This is a genomic window from Pseudomonas sp. CM27 (assembly GCF_013179515.1).
In the GTDB taxonomy this organism is placed as follows: domain Bacteria; phylum Pseudomonadota; class Gammaproteobacteria; order Pseudomonadales; family Pseudomonadaceae; genus Aquipseudomonas.
In genome coordinates this window covers 1-5,122 of record NZ_JABMCN010000341.1, presented here as the reverse complement: position 1 = coordinate 5,122, position 5,122 = coordinate 1, and the positions used below count along the sequence as shown (strand labels likewise).

At 58.5% G+C, this 5,122-nt stretch carries 3 protein-coding genes; all 3 read left to right on the top strand.

The annotated features are described in order from the left end of the window. Window positions 1-137: 137 nt before the first annotated feature. Window positions 138-1,409, top strand: coding sequence for a TolC family protein (locus HP547_RS27225; RefSeq protein WP_016712696.1), 1,272 nt, complete (start codon window positions 138-140; stop codon window positions 1,407-1,409). Between the two features lie 68 nt (window positions 1,410-1,477). Further along, window positions 1,478-2,728 (top strand): efflux RND transporter periplasmic adaptor subunit, encoded by a 1,251-nt coding sequence (locus tag HP547_RS27220; RefSeq protein WP_172288532.1) that lies wholly within the window; start codon window positions 1,478-1,480, stop codon window positions 2,726-2,728. Between the two features lie 24 nt (window positions 2,729-2,752). Next, window positions 2,753-5,122, top strand: a 2,370-nt coding sequence (locus HP547_RS27215) for a CusA/CzcA family heavy metal efflux RND transporter (protein WP_172288530.1), incomplete at its 3' end; no start/stop codon positions are given.

The window sequence follows — 5,122 nt, the reverse complement described above, 5'->3', positions numbered from 1 at the left end:
ACGAAATTGTAATTTTCTAGCCACCCCTCTGATAGCTACCGCTCATTAGAGTGCCATCACCTAATCAAGTGGGGCTTGGCAGCTGTTTCGGCGTTCTCGCCAAGCTTTATCGAAGTTTGTGCACGAGGACCATCAAAGTGCCCCGGTATAACCGCAATGTCTTATCCAAGACCTCCGTCTCGCCCTGGAAGATCGCTGCACTCTGTGCAGTCATCTCTGGATTGATGGCACCTGCAGCTCTTGCTCAAAGCATCAGCTTGCCCCAGGCGCTTTCGACGGCCATGGATGCCAACCCTGACCTGGCCGCGGCCCGGCAAGAGATTGGCATCGCTGATGGTGCTCGCAAGCAGGCCGGGCTTATCCCCAACCCCACTATTTCGTACGACGTGGAAGACACCCGTCGTAACACCAGCACGACGACCGTGTCGCTTAGCCAAACCCTGGAGCTGGGTGGTAAGCGGGGAGCTCGTGTTGACGTCGCCACTTACGGGCAGACCGCCGCACAGCTGGAGTTGGACCGTCGCGTGAACGGTCTGCGGGCAGACGTCGTACAGGCCTTCTACGCCGCATTGCGGGCCCAGACAGGCCTTGACCTGGCCAAGCAATCTCTCGAACTGACTGAGCGCGGTCTCCGCATCGTCGATGGTCGTGTTCGCGCAGGTAAATCGTCTCCAGTAGAGGCCACCCGCGCCCAAGTACAACTGGCCGAAGCAAAGCTGCAAGTTCGACGTGCCGAAACCGAAAAGACGACCGCTTACCAGCAACTCGCTCAAATTACCGGGAGCTCGGTCACCGTCTTTGATCGACTCGAATCGCCAACCCTCTCCCCGGGACTGCCACCGCGGACTGAAGAGCTGCTGGCGAAGCTCGATCAGACCGCAGAAATGCGCCAGGCCGTGGTACAGATCGACAAGAGCGATGCCTCGCTCGGTTCAGAGAAAGCTCAGCGTATCCCGAACCTTACCGTCAGCGTAGGTAGCCAGTACGACCGCTCTGTGCGCGAGCGTGTCAACACTGTGGGCGTCTCTATGCCTTTGCCGCTGTTTGATCGCAACCAGGGCAACATTCTTTCCGCTTCTCGTCGTGCAGATCAGGCCCGAGACCAGCGCAATGCTGTGGAGCTGCGGCTGCGCACCGAAACCCAAACCGCGTTGAACCAGTGGTCCACCGCCATGCAGGAGGTCGAGTCCTACGACAAGACCATTCTGCCGTCAGCCCAACAAGCCGTAGATACCGCAACCCGCGGCTTCGAGATGGGCAAATTCGGCTTCATCGAAGTGCTGGATGCCCAGCGCACCTTGATCGTCGCTCGTGGCCAATATCTCGAATCGTTGGCAGCGGCGACCAATGCGCGTGCGCAGGTGGAAAGGGTTTATGGCGAAGTCGGCTCAACTGCCGGCGCTCGCTGAACGGGCCAAACATTTTCTTCGGCACACAGCCTTGAACAAGCCGGTGCCTACGATCAGCAGGAGTAGCAATGGATAACAAACGCAAGATCGCCCTCGCGGTAGCCGCTGTGGCAGCCCTCGGATTTGGCAGCCTTGCCTGGAACAACAGTTCTGGACAGCAGGCCGCTAGTACCGCCGAGCATGGCGCTAACGATGGCCATGGCGACGAAAAGAAAGCCGCATCTGCCGCCAAAGAGGAGGGTGATGAGGGCCATGGTGAAGAAGGCCACAGCGAAGAGGGCGGTGAAGAAGAGGGCAAGCTGACGCTTAGCGCTGAGCAGATCAAGGCTGCCGGCGTTGCCCTGGAAGCTGCAGCGCCGCGTGACTTGGGTACAGTCGTGAGCTTCCCGGGCGAAATTCGCTTCGATGAAGACCGGACCGCCCACGTGGTTCCTCGTGTTCCTGGCGTTGTAGAGGCTGTCCAAGCCGACCTGGGTGAGACGGTCAAAAAGGGTCAGGTCCTCGCTGTAATCGCGAGCCAGCAGATCTCTGACCTGCGCAGCGAACAACAGGCCGCACAGCGTCGCGTCGAACTGGCGCGAGTGACCTTCGAGCGTGAGAAGCAGCTGTGGCAGGACAAGATTTCCGCGGAGCAAGACTACCTCCAAGCACGCCAAGCGCTGCAAGAAGCGGAGATCTCCTTGGCCAACGCCAAGCAGAAGGTCGGTGCGATCGGTGCTTCGGTTAACTCCGTTGGCGGTAATCGTTACGAACTCCGAGCTCCTTTCGACGCCGTGGTGGTGGAGAAACACCTGACCGTTGGCGAAGTCGTCAGCGAGGCGACCAACGCCTTCATCCTTTCTGACCTGAATCAGGTCTGGGCAACCTTCGCCGTCCCGCCTACAGATCTGGGCAAGGTCACGACTGGTCGTGCGGTGAAAGTCTCTTCGCCTGACATGAATGTCGAGGTCGAAGGGAAGGTGGGTTATGTCGGGAGCCTGCTGGGCGAGCAAAACCGCGCAGCCACTGTCCGCGTCACCTTGACCAACCCCAACGGTGCCTGGCGTCCAGGCCTGTTCGTGAACATTGCGGTCACTTCCCAGACTGATCGAGTTGCCGTAGCGGTCCCTGAGCACGCAGTCCAGACCGTTGAAGACAAACCCTCGGTATTCGTACGCACCCCAGATGGGTTTGACACCCGCCCGGTAAAACTGGGTCGTCGCGACAATGGGTACGTGGAAGTCATCGACGGTATTGAAGCCGGCGCCCAGGTAGCAACCAGTGGCAGCTTCACACTCAAGTCCGAGCTCGGCAAAGCTTCTGCCGAACACGGTCACTGATGCGAACTGACAGGATGATTTCTCATGTTTGAACGTATCATCAGATTCGCCATCGAGCAGCGCATCGTAGTAATGATCGCTGTTCTGATCATGGCGGGTATCGGTATCTACAGCTATCAAAAGCTGCCCATCGATGCGGTACCCGATATCACCAACGTCCAGGTGCAGATCAACACTGCAGCGCCTGGTTATTCGCCTTTGGAAACCGAACAACGGATCACGTTTCCAGTTGAAACGGCCATGGCCGGTCTCCCGGGCCTTCAGCAGACCCGTTCCCTGTCTCGCTCTGGCTTGTCTCAGGTCACCGTGATCTTCAAGGATGGCACTGACATCTTCTTTGCCCGCCAGTTGATCAACGAGCGGCTGCAGGTTGCGAAGGAACAGCTGCCAGAAGGCGTAGAGGCCGTTATGGGCCCGGTATCTACCGGCCTCGGCGAGATCTTCCTGTGGACCGTTGAAGCCGAAGATGGCGCGGTCAAAGAGGACGGTACGCCTTACACCCCGACCGACCTGCGCGTGATCCAAGACTGGATCATCAAGCCTCAGCTGCGCAACGTCCCGGGTGTAGCCGAGATCAATACCATCGGCGGCTATGCCAAGCAGTTCCTGGTTGCGCCAGATCCTAAGCGCCTGGCTACCTACAAGCTTACCCTCAATGACCTGGTCGCAGCGTTGGAAAGTAACAATGCCAACGTCGGCGCCGGCTACATCGAACGTAATGGTGAGCAGTTGCTCATCCGTGCGCCCGGCCAGGTAGGCAACATCGAAGACATCGCCAACATCGTGATCACCAGCGTGGATGGTGCACCGATTCGCATCAGCAGCGTTGCTGACGTCAGCATCGGTAAAGAACTCCGCACAGGTGCTGCTACTGAGAACGGCCGCGAAGTCGTGCTCGGTACCGTGTTCATGCTGATTGGTGAAAACAGCCGTACTGTGTCTCAAGCTGTCGCCGCCAAACTGGCGGACATCAACCGCACCCTGCCAAAGGGCGTGGTGGCTGTGACCGTTTACGACCGTACCAACCTGGTTGAAAAAGCCATCGCGACGGTGAAGAAGAACCTGGTAGAAGGCGCGATCTTGGTAATCGCGATTCTGTTCCTGTTCCTCGGCAACATCCGTGCAGCCCTGATCACCGCGATGGTGATTCCGCTGTCCATGCTTTTCACCTTCACAGGCATGTTCAACAACAAGGTCAGTGCCAACTTAATGAGTTTGGGGGCACTCGACTTCGGCATCATCGTCGACGGTGCCGTGGTTATTGTAGAAAACGCGATCCGTCGACTGGCTCATGCGCAGCATAAGCATGGCCGCATGCTCACCAAAACCGAACGCTTCCACGAGGTCTTTGCCGCGGCGCGAGAAGCTCGCCGGCCGCTGATCTTCGGTCAGCTGATCATCATGGTGGTGTACCTGCCGATCTTCGCCCTCACCGGCGTCGAAGGCAAAATGTTCCACCCTATGGCGTTCACCGTTGTGATGGCTCTGCTGGGCGCAATGATCCTGTCCGTTACCTTTGTTCCTGCAGCTATTGCCATGTTCGTCACTGGCAAGGTGAAGGAAGAGGAAGGCGTGGTCATGCGCACAGCTCGACTGCGCTATGAGCCGGTTCTGCAATGGGTGCTGGGACATCGGAACATCGCTTTCTCGGCCGCAGTAGCCTTGGTCGTGCTCAGTGGTGTGCTGGCAAGTCGTATGGGTAGCGAGTTCATCCCAAGCCTCAGTGAGGGTGACTTTGCGATGCAGGCCATGCGTGTGCCTGGAACGAGCCTCACTCAGTCCGTCGAGATGCAGCAGCGTCTGGAGAAAGCGGTAATAGCGCAGGTGCCTGAAGTCGAGCGGATGTTCGCACGCTCGGGTACCGCGGAAATTGCATCTGACCCGATGCCACCGAACGCCTCCGACGCCTACATCATGCTCAAGCCTCAGGATCAGTGGCCTAACCCCAAGAAGCCTCGCGATGAGCTGATTGCTGAGGTGCAGAAGGCCGCAGCGGGTGTTCCAGGAAGCAACTACGAGTTGTCGCAGCCAATCCAACTGCGTTTCAACGAGCTGATTTCGGGCGTGCGTAGTGATGTCGCTGTGAAGGTCTTCGGCGATGACATGGACGTGCTCAACAACACCGCCAACAAGATCGCGGCAGCGCTCAAAGCGGTACCGGGCTCGTCGGAAGTGAAAGTTGAGCAGACATCCGGCCTGCCGGTGCTGACAATCAACATCGACCGCGAGAAAGCAGCACGCTACGGCCTGAACATCGCGGATGTTCAGAACTCGATCGCTATCGCCGTGGGTGGTCGCCAGGCCGGCACGCTGTATGAGGGCGACCGTCGGTTCGACATGGTAGTGCGCCTGCCTGAGACCGTTCGCACCGACGTAGCGGGGATGTCCAGTTTG

Bases quoted from the DNA above. Each gene is read 5' to 3' on its own strand.
- HP547_RS27220 (WP_172288532.1), top strand. From the start codon at position 1,478: ATGGATAACAAACGCAAGATCGCCCTCGCGGTAGCCGCTGTGGCAGCC.